This window comes from Vagococcus sp. AM17-17, assembly GCF_003471765.1.
Taxonomy (GTDB): Bacteria; Bacillota; Bacilli; order Lactobacillales; family Vagococcaceae; genus Vagococcus; species Vagococcus teuberi.
On the sequence record NZ_QRJY01000028.1, the window covers coordinates 1 to 3,819 of the forward strand.

A 3,819-nucleotide genomic window follows, 5' to 3' on the forward strand; every position below is an offset into this window, starting at 1 on the left:
GGACGAGAGACCCTCTCAGACATGAAAATGGGCAAGATGCTAGCATGTTGCTTCGCTTGCAAAAGGTCATCCCTCCCAAAACGTCACTGTAAAGAAAAAGTCGAAGTCTGATAAAGTATGGACTAACTTCGACTGACAAGTGAGTTAACTGAATCGGAGAAAAGAGAGCATGTTCGATTAAGAAAAACCGTTTTTGAGTTGCGACAAAATTTCTTGTTTCCATGAATCGTATTCAGAGGATGTCGTTGATTGAGCATGGAAGTCTGTCTCATGTGTTCCTCGAGGTAACCCCAAGACTTTATCTTTTGCGAGCCACTTTTCTTTTTGAGTAAGCTCCGAGTTGTGGTCGATGTTGAATAATTTTTGTCGTAAGTCTTCGTGTGTCCCCTTAGAAAAGTCATCCGCATTCTTTGCCTCTGGTTTAAACGCAAACTGATACCCAACGACAGGTTTCCCTCGACCCTTACCATATTTCTTTCGAATGGTCAGACCACGAAACAAGGGAGTTAATTCTTCTTTGATAGGTTTTAAAATATTTTTATTAATATCACTTTGCCTATAACTTTTAGGAATATCTAATAGTTCATGAAAGTCTTCTTTAGAAAAATAAGCATACCCAGTCGTACGAAATTGTTTCAATAATCGAAACATCGTTTTAGAATAACTACTTTGTAATTCATTAAATTGTTTTAGAGAATAGCGAACCCACTCATCAAGTCCGTTAAGTAAAGGAATAGCTTTCTCAAACAATTGAATATCGACATAAGGTTCTTCTGCTTCCCCTACAATCTCAAATTGAGTAAACATGACAAATAAACTTCTGTTTAAACCGCTAGCACTTCTATTTCCAAATCTTAGCGAAAGGATCTTTTCATAAGTACTATATATATCATCAATAAACCGATTATTGGCGGTTGGTTTATAAGCACTCAACTCTTTGAGTTGGTCAAATGAAAATCGGACAGTTTGTTCTCCCTTATCACGCATTCTAGAGACAATTGAAAAAAACAAATTCATTTCTACAGGCGTAAATTTACGAAGAGGAATCGTATTTAATTCTGTATGATACTTTACAACTTCATTTCCCATATATTACTCTCCTTATTTATTATAAAGATATAATATAGGAGCAATACATTCTAGTCAACACCCCCCAAACAGACAAAACCACCCCCATAAACAGACAAAACCACCCCCATAAACAGACAAAACCACCCCCAAACATTCCTGTATCCCTTGGGAGAGTAAGGCTCAACAGGTGTCTAAAAGAGGTTTAAAAGAGGTTTAAAAGAGATTATAAAAGAGGGACTCTATTTTTCCTACCTAAAAAAGAGCTATTTTGATTAAATTGTTCTATGCGTAACATGAAAGGATATAAAAAAGGAGTGAGAGAAACCCACTCTCACATTTTACTTACGCAGTCGCTAAAGCTCCTTTGCAAAAGACAAAATCGTAATCAAAAAAACTGGACAAGTTCAAACAATAAAATTAACAGGCAAATAATCTTGATAGATTTAAATTGTTTAGTTATCTATTTTAATCGTCTTTCAGACGGTCAGGGCAAGCCCTAACAACCCAAAAGCAAATTTAAAAAGATTATGATATATTTAGTCATGGCACTTAGCCCATTTCTTTATGAAAGGGGGTGCTAGATATATGCTTGAACAATTCTCTATGTTTATTGTCACGACAGTTATTACTGCAGTTATAACTGTTCTAATTGAAAGATTAGTAAATCATTGGTTTGATGATAAAGATGACAATTAAAGGCTAATGCCTTCAAACTCACACGCTAGAAATCGCACTAGTGAATAAAAAAAGCCACTACCTCTGCAAAGGTAGTGGCTTTTGTGCTAGATATACTAGCAATTCTCTATGTTATCGCTTCTTTATTATATCATGGTTTTAAATATCATTCAAAATACATAATTGATTAACATAAATCAAATTATACTAAGTAATTTGATTTAAAATATAAGTTGAAATATTTTATAAAAAAATTCTTTCATGCTACTATTTCTTTAGTTACATAATTAAACAAGGAGGAAAAGTAATGATAGCATCTATGAAATTGCGTAATAAAGTTTTGAATAAATAATTAAATAAAATTCAAAATTCTAGGTAAAGCAATTTCAAGGGATAAGTGTATACTTTTCTATCTAAAATAATTAATTGAAATGGCAAGATGTAGGAATGTTCTAGGTCTTTTTTTGATACACTTTTTCCTTTTATCTAGTATAAAGGGGAATACAAAATGGAAAATTTAACAGTAAAACTAAGTAATATTAACAAAAAATATGGAGCAAAAGATATTTTATCTATTGAAAATCTATCAGCTTACAATGGAGATCGTATAGCTATTATTGGGGCAAATGGACAAGGTAAGTCAACTCTATTAGAAATTATTGCTGGAACTGTACAGCAAGATTCTGGGATTGTTCAAAAAGAAATAGAGTTTAAATTGTTTGAACAAATAGCTGAAACTGAAGAGTTAATAGATACAGATAATATAGATTGGAAATTATTAAATAATTTTTCAGTTCCTAAAAACAAAATAGAAACATTGAGTGGTGGAGAAGAAACTAAATATCGTTTAACACAGCTACTATCTAGCTATTCAATGGGATTATTATTGGATGAACCAACAACTCATTTGGATAACAAAAGCGTAAATGTTTTAATCGATGAGTTGAAATATCATTATGGAACACTCATATTTGTTAGTCATAATCGTTTCTTCATAAATCAATTAGCAAATAAGATATGGGAAATTGAAAATGGAACTGTGTATGAATATGGAGGGACATATGATGATTATTTAGAACAAAAACAAATAAAGCTAGTAGAAATTGAAAATAGTAATGAACAGTTTATTAAAGAGAAAAAACGATTAGAAAGTGCAATTAAGAAAAAGAAAGAGCAAGCTGAAAAGAGTAGTAACGTCTCAAACAGTAAGAAAAATAAAAGTATTAGACCTGATCGATTAGCATCATCTAAGCAAAAAGATACTGTTCAAAAAAGACAACAAAAGACTGCTAAAGCAATGGAAAGTCGTTTAAATCAGTTAGGTGGTATGGAAAAAATATATACTCAAAACGAAATCATCTTTCCACCAAGTCAAACAACAGAGTTGCATAATAAATTTCCGATTATGGGTGATAATTTCTATCTTAAAAAAGGTGAAAAGATTCTGTTTGATAAGTGCAATTTTCAATTTTCATTAGGACAAAAAATAGCTATTATTGGGAATAATGGTGTAGGTAAAACTTCTCTTTTAAAGAGTATATTAAGAAAAGAAGAAGGAATAATAGTATCATCTAAAGTAATTTTTTCGACATATCATCAGATGTCTTATAAAGTATTTGATGATGAGTCTGTTCTAAGTTACTTAATGAATCAAACGGAATATCAAGAATCAATAGTCAGAAGTATCCTGAATAATTTAGGTTTTTCTCAATCAGAAGTTTTAAAATCTGTTAAGGACTTGAGTGGAGGAGAATCTACAAGAGTTCAAATAGCAATGCTTTTTACTAAACCATCTAACGTACTAATATTAGATGAGCCTACTAATTTTGTTGATTTAAAAACAATAGAAGCATTAGAGAAATTGATAAAAGCGTATAATGGAACAGTAATATTCACTTCCCATGATCCTTATTTTATAAAAAATGTTGCCGAGGTAACATATAAAATTGAAGACTATATTTTAAAGCAAATCTAAAAAAATAATTATTTAAACATTTGATTAACATAATCTCGCTTTAAAGAAGTACCACACTTACCAACACATCGAGGCACTCACTTTGTGAATCACCAATG

At 31.4% G+C, this 3,819-nt stretch carries 2 protein-coding genes; one reads left to right on the forward strand and one right to left on the reverse strand.

The features are described 5' to 3' along the window. Positions 1-177: 177 nt before the first annotated feature. Positions 178-1,089 carry a replication initiation protein gene (locus DW196_RS10890; protein ID WP_118251277.1) on the reverse strand — a complete coding sequence of 304 codons (912 nt, stop codon included), beginning with the start codon at positions 1,087-1,089 and terminating at the stop codon, positions 178-180. A gap of 1,165 nt (positions 1,090-2,254) precedes the next feature. On the opposite strand from DW196_RS10890, the gene abc-f reads away from it, so the two are divergent. Continuing rightward, positions 2,255-3,721 (forward strand): ribosomal protection-like ABC-F family protein, encoded by a 1,467-nt coding sequence (gene abc-f / locus DW196_RS10895; RefSeq protein WP_118251278.1) that lies wholly within the window; start codon positions 2,255-2,257, stop codon positions 3,719-3,721. Positions 3,722-3,819 lie beyond the last annotated feature (98 nt).

What these genes read in the sequence shown, in the direction of transcription:
- DW196_RS10890 (WP_118251277.1), bottom strand. Translation starts at nt 1,089, where the DNA reads ATGGGAAATGAAGTTGTAAAGTATCATACAGAATTAAATACGATTCCT.
- abc-f (WP_118251278.1), top strand. Translation starts at nt 2,255, where the DNA reads ATGGAAAATTTAACAGTAAAACTAAGTAATATTAACAAAAAATATGGA.